Genomic DNA, 21375 nt, shown 5'->3' with positions numbered 1-21375 from the left:
TGAAACATTTTGTTTCTTTTTAAATTAATTCCCATAAATTGGGATGCAAATATATGCTGAATAAAACACTTTTAAGACAGCGTATTTAAGTAGAATTCTTCTTTATTACGCATTACTTTTTCGTCAGTATCAGTCTTATCTTTATATCCACAGTAATGTAAGATACCATGAATAATTACACGCTGAAGCTCGTTACTAAATGCTACTTTAAAGTCGTTAGCATTATCTTGTACACGTTCAACAGATATATATATATCACCGTGAATTTCTTTTCCAACGGTATAATCAAAACTAATTACATCGGTTAATGTATCATGATCTAAAAACTCTACATTTAATTTATGTAGGTATTCGTCATCACAAAAAATGTAATTTATCTCTCCTTCTCTATAACCTTCTGCTTCTATTGTAGCAGAAATCCATTCTGAAAGTTCTGCTTCATTTTGAAGCTCAAACTCGGTTTCGTAATTAAAACTAGTCATCTGTTTTCTTAAAGTATTCTTGTACTTTCTTTTTATAAATTTGCTGCAAAGGTAAGGCTTGTCTATTTAAAATTTCAGTAGTATTGAAATATTCTTTAGCCGTTGGTATTTGATTATTAGACCTGTTATTAAAGTCTTTATTATTGGTTTCAGATTTACGCTTATTCTCTTCTCCTTGCATAAAGGTGGCATTCTCCATTTTTAATAATTGATGTTGTAAATCCATCATTTTTTGAAGCGTTTGATTGGTAAAACCTTTGTTTAATAAATCTAATTCTACCTCCTCCATATCCTTTAATAATTGTTTGCCTTCAATATTTCCTATAGGATTTTTTGATAAATGATCTTGCAACGCTTCACGTAATTGTTGTTGTTGTTGGTATATTTTAAACAACTCGCCATTCATCTCCTCACTATTACCTTCTCCTTCGCCTTGTTGTTTTCCATCCTTACCACTTTTACCGTCTTGTCCTTCACCCGATTTTCCTTCGCCATCTTTAGGTTCACCTTCTTTTCCGTCTTTTCCAGCTTTACCATTTTCACCTTCATTAGGTTTTCCTTTTTGGCCTTTTTTCATGCCTTCTTCCATCGCTTTATTAAGTTCTTCTTGACTCTGAATAATATCAGGTAATTGCATTTCGCCTTCGCCACCTTGTCCTGAACCCGAAGCACTCATTTGAGCTTGCATATTATCTAAAACATCACTTAAAAAATTAGCTAACTCATTGGTAGCTGTAATAGTATATTGCTGAGCCGAAACACCTCTATCTAATTGATTTTCTGATAATTGACTCATGCTTTTATCAATATTAAAAAAGACTTCAGTAATCTGTTTATTAACCTGTTCTGAAAGTTTAGGCTGTCGTAAAGACAAAGCGAAGAGACTATCATCAATATGCTCAAAATGGGTTCTTAAACTGCTTTGTTTACGTAAATGTTTACCGTATTCGTTGTGATTAATTTCAATACTATTAAATGTATTCATTAACGATTCTTGGTTGAAAGAAAACAATACCAAGTTGTCTAAAATCTGACGAAGTGCTTCGGCATCTTCAGACATCTGCTCTCCCCCACCCGACATCATTGCTTGAGACATTTGAGCACTCATCTGTTTCATTTTCTTAGCTGCACTTTTTTGTTTTTTCTTAGCGCTATTTTCACTCTTTTCAGATTTTTCTTTATCTCCAGACTTCTCTTGTTGTTCTTGTTTTTCTAATTCTTGAGACGCTTCTTTTTGCTCTTCTTTAATCTCTTCTTCGGCAGCTTTATCCTGAGGAACATCCATAGGTTTTTGGAGTTCTTTATTTTCTTTCTGAAGATCTTCTAATTCTTTTTGAAGGTCTTCAAATTTTTCATTCAATTTATCTTGAGCCTCTTTGGTGTTCTTTTCTTTAGTTTCTTCAGAAAGTTTTTCTTGCTCGTCTGCTAAATCTTTTAAGTCTTCTTGAAGTTTTTCAGCTTTTTTAGCCACATAATAACGCTTAGTCAATTCTAATAATTGCTCTAAACTGCGTTCTTTATTTTTATTCTGTTTTGCTAATTGCTCTAACTTTTCGGTAAGTTCTTCTTTCTTAATTTTATCTTGAAGCTTCTCTAACTCGTCTAATAATTTTTCGTCCTTTTTTAGCTGTTCTTCATTTTCTTTAAGACGTTGTTTTAAATCTTCTTTAAATTCGTCCTTTTTTTCTTGTTGAAAATTCTCAAGATTATCTTTCAATTTTTTATTGAAATCCTTCATTAATTGCTCCTGCTCTTTCTGACGTTTTAAGAAATTTTCTAACTTCTTTTTATCATTAAAATTGAGTTGCTCTTTCTCTTTTTGAGTTTTTGATAAATCTTTCAACTTTACATCTTGATCTTTTAACTTATCAAATGTCTTACTTAAATCTTCAATAGTTTTATTTTGTTCTTCAAGTTGTTTTTGTTCTTCTTCATCTTGAGTTCGTTTTCTATAAGAAAAAACGGTGCTTTTTGTACTTTTATAATTATGAAGCACATCGTTATCAAACACCTGAAAATAGAGTTCGTAATTCACACCTTCTTCCAACTCTAATTGATTTGGAAATGCACTTACAAATTCATCAAAATTAGATTTAGAAACCGGTAACATTTCATAACGTTTATGACTATCATCGTTTGATGGGTAATACACCAATTGCAATTTACTTAATCCATAATCATCACTCGCTTGACCGTAAAAATATAGCGTTTGATGATCAATAGAATCTTTTTGCATTTTAATATCTAATTGCGGGTGATCATCTTTAACCACACGAATTGAAAAATCAAGATTTTCATAATCTTTTAAATTCTCATTACTCGTACTTATGCTATAATCAAACGTATTAAAAATCTGTTTTGTAGTGTTGAATTTTCCGTTGTCTTCCGCAGTAAAAACTATAGTATCTTTACTATATAAATTGACATTATCTGTTGAAAGCGTATTGACTTGCCACGTAATTTTTGTTCCTTCTGGAACCGTTGTACTTCCTGTACTTTTTAAAGTTTCATCTTTTTTAGATACATAATTGGGGTAATCTAAAAGCATTTCAAAATTTACCAATGCCGGAACTTTCACCACCTCTAAAGTGTAGTTTTTTGAATTCACCTTATTGGCCGTTAACTGAAAATTGATAGCCGATTTTGGTTGTGTAAATGTATATTCAAATTGACCAGGAGCCGTTTTTTTTAAATAATAGGTTTGATTATTATATTTAATTTGTGCATTCTCTGGAACCAAATCACCTGCGGTAGAAATATGTAGTGTAAAATCTTCATTTTCTATAGATTTTAAATTCTCATTTACCACAAAAAATTCAAAAGGTGCTGGCGGTTGGTAAGCCGTTTTATAATTTACCACACGCTCATAACTGTCACTAAATAAATTAAAATGTCCGGTAAAAAAGGTTAGCAATACTACCACAACAGGAATCGCAGCATATTTAAGATATTTTAAACTGTGCTTAAAATTAACAGCCAGTTTAAACGGGATTGGGCGTAACTCTAATGATTTTTGTTCAATACTTGCCAAGAGTAATTCCGACTCTACATTATTTTCTTTCAGTTGAAGCACATTAAGTAACTTATCGCTTACTTGAGGAAAATGTTCTCCAATAATTTTAGAGGCGTCTTTATAATCTATTCTATGCTGAAGTTTAAATAACTTAGCCAATGGTAAAGCTATAAATTTAGCAAACAGGCCAACTTCAACAGCTATAAAAATCCAGAATAAAAGCGTTCTAAAAAGCGGCGTTAACCATAATACATATTCAATAATTAAGGTAAATAAAAGATATAAAAATCCTATTGTAAAAAACAAAATAGCGCCTTTTAAAAGCTCGTTGGTGTAATACCGTTTTATAAACTGCTCTAATTTATCTTGTATGTTTTTAAAATTATTCAAGTAATTACGTCTTTAACTTACTAAACTACAATTTTATTTTTATCTGTAATTAGTTACAGCTGATAAGATTGTGTTAATTTCAAAAAAACAGAATACAATTGGAGATAAAAAGGCTTAAAAATGTATTTAGAGCATAAAAAATTAGGCTTTATCCTATTTTCTTTGCTCGTTATTATTTGCTAGTCTATCTTTGGAGACTTAAATAAAAAAACATGACTAAAAACGTTCGTGTGCGTTTTGCACCAAGTCCTACTGGACCTTTACATATTGGCGGGGTTCGTACTGCTTTATTCAACTATTTATTTGCTAAAAAGCATAACGGAACATTTGTACTTCGTATTGAAGATACCGACCAAAATAGATATGTTGAAGGTGCCGAAAAATATATTATTGACGCCTTAAATTGGTGTAATATGCCATTTGATGAAGGCCCAAACAAGAACGAAAAATTTGGTCCTTACAAACAAAGTGAACGTAAAGAATTACACAAACAATACGCCGATCAACTTATTGCAAGTGGTGATGCTTATTACGCTTTTGATACTGCCGAAGCTTTAGATGCTTCTCGAAAAGAGCACGAAGCCAACAAGCAAACCTTTATTTATAACTGGCATAATCGTTTACAGATGAGTAATTCTTTATCGCTTAGCGCGGAAGAAACTCAGGCAAAACTAGATGCTGGTGAAGATTATGTAATTCGTTTTAAATCACCACAAGATGAGACGCTTCATCTTACAGATATTATTAGAGGAAATATTAAAATTGACACTAATATACTGGATGACAAAGTGTTGTTTAAAAGTGACGGAATGCCAACCTATCACCTAGCTAATATTGTAGACGACCATTTAATGGAAATTTCGCATGTAATTAGAGGTGAAGAATGGTTACCAAGTTTAGCTTTACACTACCAATTATACAAAGCTTTTGGATGGGAATCTCCAGAATTTGCTCACTTACCATTAATTTTAAAACCTACAGGAAAAGGAAAATTAAGCAAGCGTGATGGTGATAAATTAGGTTTTCCTGTGTTTCCATTATTATGGGAAGATCCAAAAACCAACGAAATTTCTAGAGGGTATAAAGAAGATGGTTATTTTGCCGATGCTATGGTAAATTTCCTAGCCTTTTTAGGATGGAATCCAGGTACGGAACAAGAAATTTTTAATTTAGAAGAACTTATCGCTGCCTTTGATTTAGCGAAAGTAAATAAATCTGGAGCACGTTTTGATCCGGATAAAATAAAATGGTTTAACCACCATTACATGCAAGATCAACATAACGATGATTTAGCAGCTACTTTTAAAGCTTCTCGTGAAGAATTAGCTGATATTGATGTAGATTTTATTTCATTAGCAGTAGGATTAATTAAAGAACGTGCCACATTTGTAAGTGATTTTTGGGACTTAACACACTTTTTCTTTGTAACCCCAGAAACCTACGATGAAAAAGCAAGCAAAAAAGCTTTAAAAGAAGGTACAAAAGAATTAATGGAACAATTAGTAGCTATTATTTCTCCTATTGAAGACTTTGAGGTAGAGACACTTCAAACAGAAATAAAAGGATGGATTACTAAAAACGAAATTAGTTTTGGTAAGATAATGATGCCATTGCGTTTAGCTTTAGTTGGCGCATTACAAGGTCCGGACGTATTTGATATTATGTATATGATTGGTAAAAATGAAACCATAAAACGTATTGAAAAAATAACTGAGACGTTATAAGATAACAAAAAAAGCGAGTTGAAAAACTCGCTTTTTTTTATGCTTTATTGTGACTGAAATTTAAAATACAACCATCGCTGTAAAAGCTAACATAGATTGGTGTCCTTTAAATTTAGAATCCCCTCCTGTAAGATCAATATCATTATTTAATTTATTAAGCATATTGGTAAACCCATAAATATACTGTGCTCTCAATTTAAAACTAGAAAAACCTACAGTTGCACCAATTGCGCCATTCACATTAAATTGCGAAATACCTGTAATGTCTTTTGCTAGTAAATTATTGTAATTCTGAATTAAATAATTTTCTTGATTATCATCCTTCATTTCCAACTCACTATTGTATTGTAACATAGGCCCAAAATCAATAGTTAAATAATCTTGTATCACTTTAGCATGAAATAAAAAGGCAATTTGTGCAGTAAATAATTTATAATCTACCTGCTCTTCAACTAAAGAAATACCGCTAATTTTGTTAGCCATAATTCCTATATTATTTTCAGAAAGTTGAATACTATAACTCACCTTATACCATTTATGTGGCAAATCTACTGTGGCGTTTAATCCACCAATCCAACCTTCGGTTTTTACGGTTTCAAAATTATCTGTAATAATATCAAATTGAGTGATACCACCTTGAATTCCAATACCGTTTTTTATGGCATATCTTTTATGTTGAGAAAAAGAAATTGTAACAAAACCTATACAAAGTACTACTAATAGAATATACTGTTTGTTTTTCATGAGATATAGCGAGTTTTAAAAACAAACCTATAAATAATACTTGAGTTTATATTTATAATATATCAATAAATATAACTTAAATTAGTAACAATTATTTTTTAACCTAAAAATCAAAAAACTATGTTCTTCATTATTCCCTTTTTAATCTTCGGATTATTTATTCTAATTTCATCCTTTTTTATTGTAAAACAGCAAACGGCAGCTGTAATTGAGCGTTTTGGGCGTTTTAAAAATATCCGTCAATCGGGTTTACAAATGAAAATTCCGTTAATGGATCGTGTTTCTGGGCGTTTGAGTTTAAAAATTCAACAATTAGATGTTATCGTTGAAACCAAAACTAAAGATGATGTATTTGTGCGTCTTAAAGTATCTGTACAATACAAAGTAATTAGAGATAAAGTAGAAGATGCGTTTTATAAGTTAGATTATCCTCATGATCAAATTACATCTTATGTATTTGATGTGGTAAGAGCTGAAGTTCCAAAAATGATTTTGGATGATGTATTTTTAAGAAAAGATGATGTTGCAATTGCAGTAAAATCTGAATTAAATGATGCCATGCAAGATTACGGATATGATATCATTAAAACATTAGTTACAGATATTGATCCAGATGCGCAAGTAAAAGCGGCAATGAACCGTATTAATGCTGCCGATAGAGAAAAAACTGCTGCACAATATGAAGGAGATGCTGCACGTATTTTAATTGTTGAAAAAGCAAAAGCTGAAGCTGAAAGCAAACGTTTACAAGGACAAGGTATTGCCGATCAACGTCGTGAAATTGCACGTGGTTTGGAAGAATCTGTAGATGTATTAAACCGTGTTGGAATTAACTCACAAGAAGCCTCTGCTTTAATTGTAGTAACACAACATTACGATACATTACAAGCTATTGGTAGTGAAACTAATAGTAACCTTATTTTATTACCAAATTCGCCACAAGCGGGAAGTAATATGTTAAATGATATGGTAGCAAGTTTTACAGCAAGTAACCAAATTGGTGAAGCTATGAAAAATGCTCAAAAAAATAAAGAGGAGTAAGTTTTTAAATCCTTTTTATATCTATATTTTAATGCAACCTCAAAGGCAACTTTGGGGTTGTTTTTTGTTATACTTTAAAAGGATGACGTTCTTCCCAATCTTGCGTAGGATTCATGGTTTTAAAAAGAAGTTGTAATACCGAATTTAAAATTACATTAGTATGTTTCATATACATACTCATTGCTATTGGTTTGGCACCTACTGAGCTTTTAATTTCCATAGCAGTTCTTGCATATACTACAGAATTAAGCTGGTTATTTATCCCAAATTCAGCCATATCATAAAGCATATTTAAATACAATTGATAGGTATATTGATGTGTACTATCGTAACCTAAAAAGTAAGTTTCTAAGACACTTTTATTAATAATTAGCGTATAAAAACCAATTAAAATATCATTTAAAAAATAACCAAAAACCTTAAAATCGGTTCCTAATTGTTGTTTTAGACTATAAAAATGCCCTTTTGGAAGTAAAAACGTATTAATTTTAGCATTATCCGATACATTTTTATACAACTCAAATAAACGATTTTGATGAATTTCTACATCTTGTAAAGTGAGTTCTTTTTTTACAATTACAGACGCTTTTTTTCGTGCCGAATTTAATCGTTGTCTGTATTTTTTAGTGAGATTGGTTTTATAATCATCAAAAGTATGCCACGTTACAGGAAGTATCATATTTGGTTGTACACTTACCTTATGAAATTTTAATTTTTTAAAAACTTTTGTATGTTCATGAATACTGTCAGTATCAAAATAATCTTTAAGTAAAAATGTTCTTATAGTTTTGTTTGAAGACTTTTTAATCTCTTTTTTTAGTGAATTTAAAGCCTTAAAAACAACGTTTATAAATTCTTTACCACTTAGTTTATCTGTGTCATAAAAGAGTCCGTGTTGTCCTGTATGCATCAAATTTCCTACAACTAATATATTTCCTTTTAATATTTTAGATATGTGATGTTTTAATTGCTGTTTAGTACAAGAATCTTTAGGGTTTCTAAAAATATCTTCAAGATATAATTGCACACGTTGTACAATAAAAACACCTACTAATTTTTCTACTTTAAAAACACCAACGTAATACCAAGAAATATGTTTGGGAGAAGCAACTTCAACAGCTTTAAAATATTGACTTTGTAAAAACACATCGTGAGCTACAAAATCATCCCAAATAATTGAAAGTTGAGAATGGTTATTGAAAATTTTAAATTCTATCACGAAAATCAAAGAAATTAACGGTGGAATAAAGATACTTGAAATAGATGAATTTCATCATTTAAAACAAAAAACCCTCAAGTAAATATACTTAAGGGTTTTAATTGAACGTTTTTTTTATTTATTTAACGGCATTAGCTTCAGTAACTAATAGCTCATTTTTATCTTCTAAAGCTTTAGCAATAAAATCATTAACCGCCTCGTTTTTGGTTAAGCCTTCTGCTAATTTCACATTTAAAATAAGCATCGCAGCAATACGCGTTCCTACTTTTTTCACAGCGGTAGCAAATAAAGGTTCTAACTCTTCGTAAGTAACATCTTTAGCTAATTCTAAAATATCAGCACGAACTTTTACTTGTTTTTCTTCAGGTAAATTAGTGTACTTTTTACCTAATTTATTAATTGTATTTATCGCTTTTGCACCACCTTGTTGCGGATTATTATTTTGCTTTGGTGCATTATTTTGTTGTTGTTCTTTTGGCTTTTGTTTTGCCCAAGTATCTCTTAAACCAACAATTTTATTGAAAATTATTTTTTCTGAACTACTATCTGTATCCACATTAAAATATCCTAAACGTTGAAACTGAAAACGGTCGCCAGTATGAGCTTCAGTAAGACTTGGTTCAACAAAAGCAGTGATTAATTTTAAAGAATCTGGATTTATAAATTCCATAAAATCTTTATCGCCATGACTATCTGGAGCTTCATCACTAAATAAACGATCGTATTCTCTTACTTCGGCTTTAACCGCGTGTTTAATTGATACCCAGTGTAAGGTTCCTTTCACTTTTTTGGTAGTATCTTCAGAATAGGTACATTTTATTTCGGTGATATTTCCACTTTCATCTTTAACAACGTCTTCGGCTTTAATAATGTAAGCGTTTTTTAAACGTACTTCTCCGCCTAATTTCAAACGGAAAAATTTATTACTTGCTTCTTCTTTAAAATCGTCTTTTTCAATATATAATTCGCGAGAAAAAGGAACTTTTCTAGATCCAGCAGCGTCATCTTCAGGGTTATTTTCAGCATCAAACCATTCTTCTTTATCTTCTGGATAATTAGTAATAGTAACTTTCACAGGATCTAAAACGGCCATCACACGAGATGCCGTTTTATTTAAATCTTCGCGAATGCAAAATTCTAAAAGTGAAACATCAATGACATTTTCTCGCTTGGCAACTCCTACTTTTTCAATAAATTGACGAATTGAGTTTGGCGTATATCCGCGACGACGTAAACCAGAAATTGTTGGCATTCTTGGATCGTCCCAACCGTTTACAATACCTTCTTCAACCAATTTGAGCAACTTACGTTTACTCATAATAGTATAACTTAAGTTAAGACGTGCAAACTCACGTTGCTTAGGTTGCATTGGGTATTCTGTTTTATTGTAATCGTAAACTTGCTCCTTAAACCAATCGTAAAGTTCTCTGTGAGGTTTAAATTCAAGCGAACAAAGCGAATGAGACACTTGCTCTAGGTAATCACTTTCACCGTGCGTCCAATCGTACATTGGGTAAATGCACCAATCGTCACCAGTTCTATGATGTGTTTTCTTTAAAATACGATACATAATAGGATCACGCATTAACATGTTGTTATGTTGCATGTCTATTTTTGCACGTAATATGTGTTCGCCAGCTTCAAATTCGCCAGCTTTCATACGTTCAAAAAGGTCTAAATTTTCTTCTACCGTACGGTTTCTAAAAGGACCGTCAACTCCGGGTTGTGTAGGTGTTCCTTTTTGAGTGGCCATAGCTTCGCTAGATTGCGAATCTACATAGGCTTTTCCTTCCTTAATTAATAAAATCGTCCAATCATACAATTGCTGAAAATAATCTGATGAGTACAATTCATTTTCCCATTTATATCCTAACCAAGAAACATCTTCCTTAATGGCATCAACATATTCTTGTTCTTCTTTGGCAGGATTGGTATCATCAAATCTAAGATTTACAGGTGCGTTATAACGCTCACCCAAACCAAAACTAATACCAATAGCTTTTGTATGACCAATGTGTAAATATCCATTTGGTTCTGGTGGAAAACGAAACCTTAATTTAGATTTTTCTAAACCGTTAGCTAAATCTTCTTCTATAATGTGCTCAATAAAATTGAGTGATTTAATTTCTTCAGACATAATGTAAAATATATTGCAAATGTAAGGCGCAAAATTAGTTAATTTAAAGCTAACTTTTAAGCATAGACGTTAATATAAAGTGTAACATAAGTGATATTTTTTAGACGTATAATGTAAACACTAAAATTATGAAACATATAAATTACGAATGTCCAAAATGTCACAACAAAAGTTTTAAAACAGACCAAATGCGCGCAACTGGTGGTTTTTTCGCTAAGATTTTTGATGTTCAGAATAAAAAATTTACAACCGTAACTTGCGAACGTTGTACTTATACCGAATTTTATAAGACTAAAACTAGCGGATTAAGTAACGTATTTGACTTTTTTACGAGCTAATAACCGATTTAAAAATCTTTCTTTTTTTAACTTGAAATCTGAATTTTGAATAGTACTTTTGTAGTATGGGAATTATTAAAGTAGAAAACATACGCGTTTACGCACATCATGGTTGCTTAATTGAAGAAACCAAAATAGGAAGTGATTATCGTGTAGATTTAGAAATAAAAGCGAATTTACAACCTTCTGCAATTAGCGATGCGCTTAGTGATACGGTAGATTATGTATTATTAAACCGAATTGTGCGCGAAGAAATGCAACAACCTTCTTATTTATTAGAAACGGTTGCAAAACGTATTTTAGATCGAATTTTTAAGGACGAAAAATTAATAACCAAAGCTACTGTTTTAGTGCGCAAACTAAATCCGCCAATTGGTGGAGATGTAGAAATGGTGACTATAAAAATGACTAAAAAGAGAAAAAAGCAATAGTATATAGTGAAACCGCTTATTTTTTTTTACATTTGCCCACGCTAAAACGGAGATATCATTAAAATATTTCTATTTTTGTAAAAAATAAAGGGTGTCGTGGCCGAGTGGCTAGGCAGTGGTCTGCAACACCATCTACAGCGGTTCGAATCCGCTCGACACCTCAAGAAACCTTCAACATATGTTGAGGGTTTTTTTATGCTTTGTTTTTAAATTTTATAAAAATTTAGAGTAAGATAGATTGGTTTGACAACTCAACGAACTTTAGATTAATATTTATCTAAAGTTAATTAAATTTTCACCCCATCTAAAGTCTTAATTTTTGTTTCTAATTCATTGGTCATTACTTTAGTTTCAAATCTTTTTATACGCTTAAAAAGTAACTGAAATAAAAACATAATAATTATTTGTACAACAAGTGCTGTACAAGCAGATTTAAAACCTGAAACGATAAGAAGACATGGAAATAATAGCAATTGCACACCCCAAAACACTTTATTGAGTAATTTATAATACGGATTATCTTGAAGAGAAATGTCTATTAAAATATCATTCTCATCAAATTTTAAATGATAAACAGGATATGCTGCTCGTAACTGTATTGAAGAACGCCAAAGAAGAATTTCGTGAGCTTTAACTTCACCACTATAAGACACAGTATTACGTAAGAAAACATCTTTAAAATGCGTTTTTAAAGTATTTTTTTTATGCTGAATAATAAGACTTTTTATAGCCGTTTTTTTAACCATAAACAGACGCATTAAAACCAAATATATCTTTTAAAGAATGGTTTGCTCTAATTTTTCTTTAAGCATTTCTTTTTCTTTCGGAAAAAAGCCTTGGGCTAATAATAAAATTCCGAAGCCTAAAATCACTAAAGCAATTACTTTTTTAGTTTTAAAAATACGTCTAGGTGTTAGTTTATTTTTTAAGACTTTGGCAATTACAATTTTTATAAGATCTATAATAAAATATACAGATAATATAGTTCCTAAAAACACATAAACGCCTTCAGTTGAATCTGCAATTGAGTTAGCGATAATAATAAATCCTAACCAACCTAAAAGTACACCTATATTAATGAAGTTTAGTAAAAACCCTTTTAAAAATAGTTTTCCGTAGTTTTTTTGAAGTTCGACAGTATGGTATTCTTTTACAATTTCTCTAAAAGATTTTGATGTTTTTATGAAAGAAATAAGTCCGTAAGTCGCTAATAAAATACCTCCAAATATTAAGAAACTTGGTTCGCCTTTTATTTTTTCTATAATAGTATTTGTACTATAAAAAGCAACTAGTATGAATAAAATATCGGCAAGTATTACACCAGCATCAAATATTAAAGCACTCTTAAAGCCTTTTGTTGCACTGGTTTCGAGAAGTACAAAAAATACAGGTCCGATGGTAAAAGATAAGATAATACCAAAAGGAATTGCCGCTAAGATAATGTCTAACATAAAAAAAATAGTGTTTCTACAAAATTACATCTTTTTTTTATGCAACGTTGTGAAAACACTATTTATAACTTGTTATTTTTATGTAAAAAAGACTGTTGTACTAGTCTTTTATTTGGGTTACGTTACCGCCTAAAGCAATATTTTCAATTACTGTTTTTGGGTTTCCATAAATTTTCACGTTACCACCAGCTCTCACTTTAGCATCTACAATATTTGAAGCTCTTACTTTAGCGTCTCCTCCTGCTTTGATACTAACGGTTGTTTGTGTGGTTTCAAAGGTTTTTCCTTCGTAAATCCCACCTGTATTTAATGTGATGTCTTGAAATGTTGCTTTTCCTAAAGTTTCTACAATACCACCTGATACTGTTTTTACATTTAGTTTTTCAACATCCAAACCTATTTTAAGGTGTGCTCCTTCTTGCGCTTTCAACTCAATATAATCTTGCTCAATTAATTCGTTTGCGGTGATAAAAGCGCCTTCATTTCCATCAATAACAGATAATTTGGTATAATGAACAGCTACAAATGTTTTCTGTCCGTTAAATTGCTTATTAAACTTCATACGGATTTTCAATTTTCCGTTTTTATTTACTACTTCAACATCATCAACATCATCTCCGGTAATAACAACTTTGGTGTTGGTATCTTTGATTAGGTTGACTTCAATTAAATCGAAAACTTTAACTTCATCAAAATCTCCTACTTGTTTATCTAATGGGTTTTGTGCAATTGCTGTAAAAGCAATACAAAACATAAAAATTGCTACTATCTTTTTCATGGGTTTACGTGTTTTAAGTTCTAAACAAAATCTAGACTGATTTATAGATACTGAAATTTAAAAATTGTTACACTTTTAAAATACAATAACTGCAGTTCCGGTAATTGATACCAAAATTAATGTAGATCCTGGAAAGGTTTCAACATCAACTTTTATACCAACTACGGCATTTGCTTTTAACTTTAAAGCGTTTTCGGTTAAATTTTGAAAAGCTAAATCTTTTACTTCATTAACACTAGCCTCAAGAGCATCGTAATATTTTTCCATTTTAAATGAAAAAGAACTTTTTCTTGTATTTACACTTACGCCATTTACAATACCTAAATAGCTTTGTATTTTTAATCCTTCAACAGAATTTGTTGTTGTTAATATCATAATTTTTGTGAGACTATTCGTTTTTACCTACCAAATTAAAGTCAAGATGTTTCTTTACTAAATCTGTATTTTTAACTTTTACAATAACTTCATCACCTAATTGGTACATCGTTTTGTTGTTTTTTCCTACAAGAGCAAAATGATCTTCATCAAATTGATAATGGTCGTCTTTCATATCACGAACACTTACCATTCCTTCACATTTGTTTTGCACAATTTCAACATAAATACCCCAATCTGTAACTCCAGAAATTACACCAACAAATTCTTCTTGTTTGTGATCTTCCATGTAACGAATTTGCATGTATTTGATAGAATCTCTTTCGGCTTTAGTGGCTAAATTTTCCATGTTACTAGAATGCTTACACTTATCGTCGTAAATATCTGAGTTTGCAGATTTCTCGCCATCAAGATATAATTGTAATAAACGATGTGCCATAACATCTGGATATCTACGAATTGGCGATGTAAAATGACTGTAATAATCAAAAGCTAATCCGTAATGACCTACATTATGCGTTGTATATTCGGCTTTACTCATAGTTCTTATGGTAAGCGTATCTACTAAATTTTGCTCTTTTTTACCGTTTACCTGCTGTAATAAATTATTTAACGAAGCCGTAGTTGTTTTACGATCGGTAAAATCTAGTTTGTAACCAAATTTACTCACTACGTTTTGCAGTGCTGCTAATTTGTTATCATCTGGCTCGTCGTGTACACGGTAAACAAATGTTTTTTCAGGTTTTTGTTTTCCTACAAATTCTGAAACTTTTCTATTTGCCAATAGCATAAATTCTTCAATTAATTTATTGGCATCTTTACTCGTTTTGAAAAATACGCCTATTGGATTTGCTTCAGCATCTAAATTGAATTTCACTTCAACTTTATCAAAAGAAATAGCTCCAGATTCCATACGTGCTGCACGCATAATTTTTGCTAATTCATCTAATTTTAAAGTGGCGTCTGCAATTTTTTGATCGGTTTTATAAGCTTTTCCTGTAAGCGAAACTTCTGCAGGAATTTCATTGGTACCAGATTCTATAATTGCTTGTGCTTCTTCATAAGCAAAACGTGCATCACTGTAAGTTACAGTTCGGCCAAACCATTGGTTTTTTATTTCTGCTTTATCATTAATTTGAAAAACTGCTGAGAAGGTATATTTTTCTTCATGCGGACGTAAAGAACACGCATTATTTGATAATACTTCTGGAAGCATTGGCACAACACGATCTACTAAATAAACTGAAGTAGCACGTTCGTAAGCTTCGTCATCTAAAATGGTTCCCGATTGCACGTAATGTGACACATCGGCAATATGAATTCCTATTTCGTATAATCCGTTTTCTAAAACTTGAAATGATAATGCATCATCAAAGTCTTTAGCATCTTTTGGATCAATGGTAAAAGTTAAAACATCTCGCATGTCGCGACGTTTTGCAATTTCTTCGGCAGTAATTGAGGTATCAATTTTATTTGCAAAATCTTCTACTTCTTTAGGAAATTCTAAAGGCAATCCATATTCGGCAAGTATGGCATGAATTTCTGTATTATGTTCTCCTGGTTTTCCTAAAATTTCTTTTACTTTTCCGTTAGGAGAATCTGCTTTTTCTGGCCAGTCTTCAAGAGTCACTAAAACCTTATCACCATCTTCGGCTTTGTTTGTTTTATTTATAGGCACAAAAATGTCTTTGTACATCTTGTTACTATCGGCAACTACGAAGGCATAATTTTTATGAATTTGAATAACTCCAACATATTCGCTTTTTGCGCGTTTTATGATATTGGTAACTTCTCCTTCCATTTTTCCACGGTTACGTCTTTTGTAAACATAGAATTCAATTTCATCGCCGTGTAAGGCTTTATTCATATTGTTTGAAGCAATGTATACATCCTCTTCAAAATCGTCGCTAATTATATACCCAGATCCTCTTGAAGCCATATCAACTCTACCGGTATGATAATCGGTATTTATGATGGCTTTAAATTTACCGCGTTCTAATTCTTCAATTTCTTGCTTAGCTTTTAATTGTTGAAGTTTTTTAATGATTTGATTGCGACTGCTAGAATCATTAACGCCAATTTTTGCTGCAATCTGTTTATAATTAAAAGTCTGGTTTCTGTCTTTTTTTAAAATACTTAAAATAGTATTTGTAAGGTTGGAAATCTTATTATTTGAAGGTTTCCTGTGTTTCTTTTTTGTCATGTAATATTTGTAATCTTTATCTTCCTAAAGGTAGGAAGGTGTTCTGTTATAACCTAATAAAAAGCGAAGTACTGGTTATAAATATATAACAAAGTTACGGTTTATATATTAAATCAACTTTTTCTTAATATTAATTTAGCATTTGAAACCTGTAAACGTTTTTTAAAGAGGTAAAGTCATTGTAAACAAAAAGCTTCAAAAAAGAGTTATCCACATTATATACTATATAAACCTTTTTCTTTTAAAATTTAAAAAAAAATTAATGTATATGATGGTTTGTTAATAGCGGTATAACTTTCGTGTTTTTAATTTTGTTTTTATCTTATTTACGTTCTATTAATAGGAAGTTAACAATGACATTACTTTTAAATATCTAATTTATAGCATCTAATATACGTTATTAACAACTGTTGATAACTGTTGTTAATAGTGAAATTCTTATAAGTTTTTAAGTTTTTGATGTTGATAACCATCAATTCTTACTCTTAAAACTTCACCAAAAAAAAGTGCTAACTTTTTAGGTTTTTAAACTTAAAATCTCGCTTGTAAAAATAATTGTAATATCAAAATTTAGCTATCATATATTAATCACAAGTTATAAACAAGTTATCACCATGTAAACATATAGTAATTAACAATTGAAAAATAAGCGGTACGAAAGCTAGTCATTTAATGATTCATTTCCTATTGGTTTTGTACCTTTACAGTAACAAACACACAACTATATATTATGAAAATATCTATTGGAAATGATCACGCCGGAACCGACTATAAATTTGCTATAATGAAGCATTTAGAGGCTAAAGGTTACGAGTTAACTAACTATGGAACTGATGCTGCAGATAGCGTTGATTATCCTGATTTTGTACACCCCGTTGCACAAGATGTTAACAACTCAAAAGTACCCTTTGGTATCTTAATTTGTGGTAGTGCTAATGGTGTTGCTATGACGGCTAATAAGTACCAAAATGTACGTGCTGGGATTTGCTGGATTGATGAAATTACTGAATTAACAAGACAACATAATAACGCTAATATTATATGTATACCGGCTAGATATACTTCAATTCCGCAGGCTATAAAAATGGTAGACACCTTTTTAAATACTGCTTTTGAAGGTGGTCGTCATCAAAATAGAGTAGACAAAATACCTGCAAAAACATGCTAATATGAGTCACTCTCATTCACATAATCACTCTAATTTAAAGGATAGAAGTCTCATGATTTCTATCCTTTTAAATATTGGTATTACGGTAGCACAAGTTATAGGTGGTTTAGTGTCTGGGAGCTTGTCTTTATTAAGTGATGCATTGCATAATTTTAGTGATGTAATTTCATTAATTGTAAGTTATATTGCTTCAAAATTATCAAAAAAAAAAGCCTCTGTAAATAGAACTTTTGGTTATAAACGTGCCGAAATTTTAGCCGCTTTTATCAATGCATCAACCTTAATAATTGTAGCTATAATTTTAATTTTTGAAGCTATAAAACGCTTTCAAAATCCTCAAGAAATTGAATCTAATTTGGTTATTTGGCTTTCAATTGTAGCTATTTTAGGGAACGGATATAGCGTTGTTTTAATTAAAAAAACAGCAAAAAATAACATCAATATGCAGTCGGCATATTTACATTTACTAACTGATATGTTAGCTAGTGTTGCCGTATTAATTGGTGGATTATTGATGAAATATTTCCAGTTATTTTGGGTAGATAGTCTCCTTACTTTTCTAATTGCGGTTTACCTAATTTGGGTTGGTTTAGCCTTATTAAAGACTTCTACAAAAATGATTATGCTGTTTACGCCAGATCATATTAATATAAAAGAGGTAGTTTTTAAGGTGAATAAACTCTCTAAAGTAAAGAAACTACATCATGTTCATATATGGAATTTAAGTGATGAAGAACTTCATTTAGAAGCGCATTTAGACCTAGAAGAAGATATCTCTACCACTCAATTTAATGCTTTATTATTAGAGATTGAACAGTTATTACATGATCAATTTAACATTAATCATGTGACTATTCAACCCGAATATAATAAGGAAGATCCTAAAGAAGTAATTGTTCAAGATTAAAATTAATTCACATATCTTATATAAAATGATTGATATAAAAGTAAAAGAATTTAATAAATTAAGCATTGAAGAGTTGTATGATATCCTACAATTACGAAGTCAAGTTTTTGTAGTTGAACAAGATTGTCCGTATCAAGATATTGATGGAAAAGATGCTAAAGCACTTCATGTTTTAGGGATGAAAAATGGAAAAATTGTGGCTTATACACGTATATTTAATGCAGGAAATTACTTTGAAAATGCGAGTATTGGACGTGTTGTGGTGAGTAAAAATGAGCGTAAACATAAGTATGGTTATGATATTATGGAGGCTTCAATAGCAGCTGTAAATATTCATTTTAATACCAATACTGTCCAAATTTCAGCACAATGTTACCTTGAAAATTTTTATAAAAATCTTGGATTTAAAGTTGTAGGAACCTCTTATTTAGAAGATGATATTCCGCATATTGAGATGATAAAACACTAGTTGTTTTCACTTACATAAGTGACTAAAAGCTCTACACGTCTGTCAAATTTAGCTTCCCCACCAAGCGGGAATTTACGACGCATTCCAACGTATTTCATACGTCTTGCACTTACCCCCTTTTTAACAAGATAATCGTATATAAATTTGGCACGTGCTACAGATAAATTGCGTTTTTTTGTACGTCTATCAACCGCATCTCTACTATATTTTGTACAACAAACATGACCTTGAATTGTAAAATAAATATCATCACGCTCAACAAGTACTTTTGCTATTTCAGACATTGTTTTTACAGATTCTGGAGCTAAATAACTGTACCCAGTTCTAAATAAAATATTATCTAAAGTAATTTTATCACCTACTTTTAATTCGCCTTTTAAAGCAGCTTTAGTATCTGTACTTTTAGGAGTTTCTTCAACTACTTTTGGAGGATCATAAGGTTCTACAATAATCTCTACTTTACGATTTAAACCTCTTATTTTATTAAGATTTTCTTCTTTAATTATTTTAAGTAGAATTTCGCCTTTCCCGTCTACATTAGTAATTATAGACTCGTCGAACTCATTATTAGAAAAGACATTTTTTATTGAATTAGCTCTGTTTTGAGATAGCTTTTGATTGTAACTATCACTCCCAATATCGTCTGTAAAACCATAAATTGAAATTTTTTGAATCTCTAAATTTTCTATTTGTGATAGAAATAAAAGGAGTCTGTTTTCTTCTGTTGAAGGAATTTCAAATTTATCGGTTTCAAAATATACCTCATGTGTTAGCTTTTTTTGAGCACACATAAATTGAGTTATTAAGAGAAATAATATGAAGAGTTTTTTCATTTTTTAGTTTTATAATCCGTTTTTAAAGCTTAAAATTTAATTTAAATATCCTAAATAAGTGGAAGGGTTTTTAAGGATTTCTGTAGCTTTTTTAATTTCAGGATTGTGTGTAATATAATACGAATATAAACCTTCTCTGTAAAAATAACGCTTTACAATCTCGTCTGATAATAAAGCTAATAATTGGGTTTTATTATCGTCTATAGCTTGATTTTTATAGGTATTTAACCCATCTACAAGTGTATTATAATTAGTGTTAATTGCATTTTGTAAACCTTCTTCTTTAGCAATTGCTATCGCGTTATCAAATGCTTTTTCTGTTTTGGTTTCAAAGTTGAAATTATTAGTTTTTAGATAGTTTTTAAAGTTTTTAAAATCACTATCTGAAAGTTTAAAATCATTAATATTTGCTACTCTATTTTTGTAATAATACTTTGTAGCATACTCAAAAATTAGATTATCGTTAAGTATAGCTGTGGTTATGGGACTGTATTTTGACTCGTCCATTTTTAAATCTGGATCAATTCCACCACCATCATAAACGGTACGTCCTTTTTTAGTTTTAAAAGCGTTATAATTTTCTTGTTTTACACGTGCAGCTTTTCCGTTTTCATCTCTATTCCAATAATCTAATGCTTGTATGCAACGTCCTGAAGGTGTATAATATCTAGAGATAGTAATTTTCATTTGTGTGCCATAAATAAGCTGTTTTGGGCGTTGTACCAATCCTTTTCCAAAACTTCTTGCTCCAACTATCACAGCTCTATCTAAATCTTGTAATGCACCTGATACTATCTCACTTGCCGAAGCACTTCTTCCATCAATTAAAATTACTACAGGAATTTCGGTATCTAAGGCTTGTTTTTGTGTGTAATAGGTTTTGTTGTATTTTTTAACTTTAGATTTTGTAGTCACTACCAATTGATTTTGTGGTACAAATATGTTTACCACATTTACCGCTTCGCTAAGTAAACCTCCTGGATTTCCTCTTAAATCTAAAATTATTTTTTTAGCACCTTCTGCTTTCAATGCTCTAATGGCTGCTATAGTTTCAGTGGAAGCTTTATTATTAAATTTTCGTAATACTACATAGCCTGTTTTATCATCAACCATTGAGAAATGTGGTACTGCATGTATCTCAACGGCTTCTCTTTTTATAGTAGTGTTTTGCGTTCTACCTTGTCTTACATAGGTCACGTTTACCGATGTTCCGGCAGCACCTTGTAGTAAGTTTCCGGCATCATCTTTAAAATCTGCAACAATTACATTTTCAACTTTTATAATCTCATCCCCTGCTCTTAAACCTGCTTTATCGGCAGGATAATCTTTATAAGGTTCCACGATTACTAATTTATCTTTTTTAGTTAAAACACTTGCTCCAATACCTGTATAATCGCCTGTGTTATTAATTCTGGCCGCTTCTACATCTTGTTCGTTCATAAAATTAGTGTAAGGATCAAGATCGCTTAACATGCTTTTTATGGCGGTATCCATTAAGTCACCAGGATTAGTTTCATCAACATAATTCATGTTGAGTTCTTTAAATAAAGTGGTGAAAATTTCAATTTGTTTAGCAACTTCAAAAAAATTACTTTTAAAGGCTGTTCCTGTAAAAAATACAGAAAGTAAGAACACCGGAATGAGTATTTTTTTATGTAAAAGTCGTTTCATT

Annotated in this window: 19 protein-coding genes and 1 tRNA gene; 8 read left to right on the top strand and 12 right to left on the bottom strand. The window is 30.9% G+C overall.

The window, feature by feature from the left end; translation table 11 throughout:
* Positions 1-71: 71 nt before the first annotated feature.
* Positions 72-482 carry an rRNA maturation RNase YbeY gene (gene ybeY / locus ACU4C5_RS05265; protein WP_446846005.1) on the bottom strand — a complete coding sequence of 137 codons (411 nt, stop codon included), beginning with the start codon at positions 480-482 and terminating at the stop codon, positions 72-74.
* Positions 475-3885, bottom strand: a complete 3411-nt coding sequence (locus ACU4C5_RS05260; protein WP_446846004.1) for a hypothetical protein — start codon at positions 3883-3885, stop codon at positions 475-477. Before ACU4C5_RS05260 ends, ybeY begins: the two co-directional genes overlap by 8 nt.
* Before the next feature lie 212 nt (positions 3886-4097).
* On the opposite strand from ACU4C5_RS05260, the gene gltX reads away from it, so the two are divergent.
* Positions 4098-5609 (top strand): glutamate--tRNA ligase, encoded by a 1512-nt coding sequence (gltX, locus tag ACU4C5_RS05255; protein WP_446846003.1) that lies wholly within the window; start codon positions 4098-4100, stop codon positions 5607-5609.
* Between the two features lie 60 nt (positions 5610-5669).
* Here the strand turns inward: gltX and ACU4C5_RS05250 are convergent, their stop codons facing one another.
* Positions 5670-6353 (bottom strand): hypothetical protein, encoded by a 684-nt coding sequence (locus ACU4C5_RS05250; RefSeq protein WP_446846002.1) that lies wholly within the window; start codon positions 6351-6353, stop codon positions 5670-5672.
* Between the two features lie 120 nt (positions 6354-6473).
* Here ACU4C5_RS05250 and ACU4C5_RS05245 point away from each other — a divergent pair, with 120 nt between their 5' ends.
* Positions 6474-7394, top strand: coding sequence for an SPFH domain-containing protein (locus ACU4C5_RS05245; RefSeq protein WP_446846001.1), 921 nt, complete (start codon positions 6474-6476; stop codon positions 7392-7394).
* Positions 7395-7461: 67 nt separating this feature from the next.
* On the opposite strand, the gene ACU4C5_RS05240 is transcribed toward ACU4C5_RS05245, so the two are convergent.
* Together ACU4C5_RS05240 and ACU4C5_RS05235 are read right to left on the bottom strand one after the other, a co-directional pair.
* The gene (locus tag ACU4C5_RS05240) at positions 7462-8613 is read right to left on the bottom strand and encodes a GNAT family N-acetyltransferase (RefSeq protein ID WP_446846000.1); all 1152 of its coding nucleotides are present in this window, start codon (positions 8611-8613) and stop codon (positions 7462-7464) included.
* A 118-nt stretch (positions 8614-8731) separates the two neighbouring features.
* Positions 8732-10750: a glutamine--tRNA ligase/YqeY domain fusion protein gene (locus ACU4C5_RS05235; RefSeq protein ID WP_446845999.1), complete on the bottom strand. Its 2019-nt coding sequence runs from the start codon at positions 10748-10750 to the stop codon at positions 8732-8734.
* Positions 10751-10878: 128 nt separating this feature from the next.
* On the opposite strand from ACU4C5_RS05235, the gene ACU4C5_RS05230 reads away from it, so the two are divergent.
* The 3 genes from ACU4C5_RS05230 (at position 10879) to ACU4C5_RS05220 (ending at position 11680) form a co-directional block, all read left to right on the top strand.
* Entirely contained in the window at positions 10879-11088 is a 210-nt protein-coding gene (locus tag ACU4C5_RS05230) for a zinc ribbon domain-containing protein (protein WP_446845998.1), read from the top strand.
* Positions 11089-11153: 65 nt separating this feature from the next.
* The gene (gene folB / locus ACU4C5_RS05225) at positions 11154-11519 is read left to right on the top strand and encodes a dihydroneopterin aldolase (protein ID WP_446845997.1); all 366 of its coding nucleotides are present in this window, start codon (positions 11154-11156) and stop codon (positions 11517-11519) included.
* A gap of 90 nt (positions 11520-11609) precedes the next feature.
* Positions 11610-11680 (top strand) — tRNA-Cys (locus ACU4C5_RS05220).
* Positions 11681-11806: 126 nt separating this feature from the next.
* On the opposite strand, the gene ACU4C5_RS05215 is transcribed toward ACU4C5_RS05220, so the two are convergent.
* The 5 genes from ACU4C5_RS05215 to rnr form a co-directional block, all read right to left on the bottom strand.
* Positions 11807-12265 carry a hypothetical protein gene (locus ACU4C5_RS05215; RefSeq protein ID WP_446845996.1) on the bottom strand — a complete coding sequence of 153 codons (459 nt, stop codon included), beginning with the start codon at positions 12263-12265 and terminating at the stop codon, positions 11807-11809.
* A gap of 30 nt (positions 12266-12295) precedes the next feature.
* Entirely contained in the window at positions 12296-12970 is a 675-nt protein-coding gene (locus ACU4C5_RS05210; protein ID WP_446845995.1) for a LysE family translocator, read from the bottom strand.
* Positions 12971-13070: 100 nt separating this feature from the next.
* Entirely contained in the window at positions 13071-13748 is a 678-nt protein-coding gene (locus ACU4C5_RS05205; RefSeq protein WP_446845993.1) for a head GIN domain-containing protein, read from the bottom strand.
* Positions 13749-13823: 75 nt separating this feature from the next.
* Positions 13824-14123 carry a heavy metal-binding domain-containing protein gene (locus ACU4C5_RS05200; protein WP_514132398.1) on the bottom strand — a complete coding sequence of 100 codons (300 nt, stop codon included), beginning with the start codon at positions 14121-14123 and terminating at the stop codon, positions 13824-13826.
* A gap of 13 nt (positions 14124-14136) precedes the next feature.
* On the bottom strand, positions 14137-16326 hold the full coding sequence (gene rnr / locus ACU4C5_RS05195) for a ribonuclease R (RefSeq protein ID WP_446845992.1): 2190 nt from the start codon (positions 16324-16326) through the stop codon (positions 14137-14139).
* 730 nt (positions 16327-17056) lie between these two features.
* Here rnr and rpiB point away from each other — a divergent pair.
* From rpiB to ACU4C5_RS05180, 3 genes are read left to right on the top strand one after another with little or no spacing between them, the layout of a single operon-like run.
* A complete protein-coding gene (rpiB, locus tag ACU4C5_RS05190; protein WP_446845991.1) occupies positions 17057-17494 on the top strand; it encodes a ribose 5-phosphate isomerase B in 438 nt (145 codons plus the stop codon).
* 1 nt (position 17495) lies between these two features.
* A complete protein-coding gene (locus ACU4C5_RS05185) occupies positions 17496-18401 on the top strand; it encodes a cation diffusion facilitator family transporter (protein ID WP_446845990.1) in 906 nt (301 codons plus the stop codon).
* 25 nt (positions 18402-18426) lie between these two features.
* The gene (locus ACU4C5_RS05180) at positions 18427-18870 is read left to right on the top strand and encodes a GNAT family N-acetyltransferase (protein ID WP_446845989.1); all 444 of its coding nucleotides are present in this window, start codon (positions 18427-18429) and stop codon (positions 18868-18870) included.
* Here ACU4C5_RS05180 and ACU4C5_RS05175 read toward each other — a convergent pair.
* Entirely contained in the window at positions 18867-19703 is an 837-nt protein-coding gene (locus ACU4C5_RS05175) for an OmpA family protein (RefSeq protein ID WP_446845988.1), read from the bottom strand. The two genes, ACU4C5_RS05180 and ACU4C5_RS05175, sit on opposite strands and share 4 nt — an antisense overlap.
* 36 nt (positions 19704-19739) lie before the next feature.
* Positions 19740-21374, bottom strand: coding sequence for a S41 family peptidase (locus ACU4C5_RS05170; RefSeq protein WP_446845987.1), 1635 nt, complete (start codon positions 21372-21374; stop codon positions 19740-19742).
* Position 21375 lies beyond the last annotated feature (1 nt).

This window comes from Lacinutrix undariae (assembly GCF_052934785.1).
The sequence above is the reverse complement of the archived record's forward strand: the minus strand, read 5'-3'. Positions and strand labels throughout refer to the sequence as shown.

What these genes read in the sequence shown, in the direction of transcription:
- ACU4C5_RS05230 (WP_446845998.1), top strand. Translation starts at nt 10,879, where the DNA reads ATGAAACATATAAATTACGAATGTCCAAAATGTCACAACAAAAGTTTT.
- rnr (WP_446845992.1), bottom strand. Translation starts at nt 16,326, where the DNA reads ATGACAAAAAAGAAACACAGGAAACCTTCAAATAATAAGATTTCCAAC.
- ACU4C5_RS05245 (WP_446846001.1), top strand. Translation starts at nt 6,474, where the DNA reads ATGTTCTTCATTATTCCCTTTTTAATCTTCGGATTATTTATTCTAATT.
- folB (WP_446845997.1), top strand. Translation starts at nt 11,154, where the DNA reads ATGGGAATTATTAAAGTAGAAAACATACGCGTTTACGCACATCATGGT.
- ACU4C5_RS05250 (WP_446846002.1), bottom strand. Translation starts at nt 6,353, where the DNA reads ATGAAAAACAAACAGTATATTCTATTAGTAGTACTTTGTATAGGTTTT.
- ACU4C5_RS05210 (WP_446845995.1), bottom strand. Translation starts at nt 12,970, where the DNA reads ATGTTAGACATTATCTTAGCGGCAATTCCTTTTGGTATTATCTTATCT.
- ACU4C5_RS05200 (WP_514132398.1), bottom strand. Translation starts at nt 14,123, where the DNA reads ATGATATTAACAACAACAAATTCTGTTGAAGGATTAAAAATACAAAGC.
- ACU4C5_RS05205 (WP_446845993.1), bottom strand. Translation starts at nt 13,748, where the DNA reads ATGAAAAAGATAGTAGCAATTTTTATGTTTTGTATTGCTTTTACAGCA.
- gltX (WP_446846003.1), top strand. Translation starts at nt 4,098, where the DNA reads ATGACTAAAAACGTTCGTGTGCGTTTTGCACCAAGTCCTACTGGACCT.
- ACU4C5_RS05235 (WP_446845999.1), bottom strand. Translation starts at nt 10,750, where the DNA reads ATGTCTGAAGAAATTAAATCACTCAATTTTATTGAGCACATTATAGAA.
- ACU4C5_RS05175 (WP_446845988.1), bottom strand. Translation starts at nt 19,703, where the DNA reads ATGAAAAAACTCTTCATATTATTTCTCTTAATAACTCAATTTATGTGT.
- ACU4C5_RS05170 (WP_446845987.1), bottom strand. Translation starts at nt 21,374, where the DNA reads ATGAAACGACTTTTACATAAAAAAATACTCATTCCGGTGTTCTTACTT.
- ACU4C5_RS05180 (WP_446845989.1), top strand. Translation starts at nt 18,427, where the DNA reads ATGATTGATATAAAAGTAAAAGAATTTAATAAATTAAGCATTGAAGAG.
- ACU4C5_RS05215 (WP_446845996.1), bottom strand. Translation starts at nt 12,265, where the DNA reads ATGGTTAAAAAAACGGCTATAAAAAGTCTTATTATTCAGCATAAAAAA.
- rpiB (WP_446845991.1), top strand. Translation starts at nt 17,057, where the DNA reads ATGAAAATATCTATTGGAAATGATCACGCCGGAACCGACTATAAATTT.
- ybeY (WP_446846005.1), bottom strand. Translation starts at nt 482, where the DNA reads ATGACTAGTTTTAATTACGAAACCGAGTTTGAGCTTCAAAATGAAGCA.
- ACU4C5_RS05185 (WP_446845990.1), top strand. Translation starts at nt 17,496, where the DNA reads ATGAGTCACTCTCATTCACATAATCACTCTAATTTAAAGGATAGAAGT.